This is a genomic window from Pseudomonas sp. 30_B (genome assembly GCF_017491605.1).
Lineage (GTDB): Bacteria > Pseudomonadota > Gammaproteobacteria > Pseudomonadales > Pseudomonadaceae > Pseudomonas.
Map to the genome: position 1 here is coordinate 1 of NZ_JAFGYY010000304.1, position 459 is coordinate 459.

The window sequence follows — 459 nt, forward strand, 5'->3', positions numbered from 1 at the left end:
GAAACCGTGTCCGAATGCATCCGCCGCCACGGACTGCCGGCCGCAAAGATCGGTCGAGCGTGGGTTCTCGTGGATGTCGACGTGATAGATTGGCTCAGACAGCAATACGAAAAAACAGGTGGGAAATGCGGTTCTACAAGCGACAAAAAAATGGCCCTTGGTGGTTCGACCTCAGCATCGACGGCTCGCGAATTAGACAATCTTCTGGCACCTCGGACCGTAGGGCGGCGGAAGAACTTGCCGCCAAGGTTGCGAGCGATTACTGGCGGCAAAAAAAGCTCGGCGAGCGGCCGGCCGTAACGTGGGACGCGGCGGTCGTACATTGGCTCAAGCAGAACCAGCATCAGCGCTCGCTGGAGACCACCAAACAGCGCCTGCGCTGGCTAACGGATCAACTGAAGGGAGAGAACGTCCGCAACATCGATCGCGAACGCATCCAGGCGCTGATCGAGACGAAGG

Annotated in this window: 1 pseudogene; it reads left to right on the forward strand. The window is 58.6% G+C overall.

Annotated elements, in window-relative coordinates:
- Nucleotides 1-125 precede the first annotated feature (125 nt).
- Nucleotides 126-459: pseudogene (locus J5M67_RS28395) on the forward strand (hypothetical protein); the annotation flags it as partial.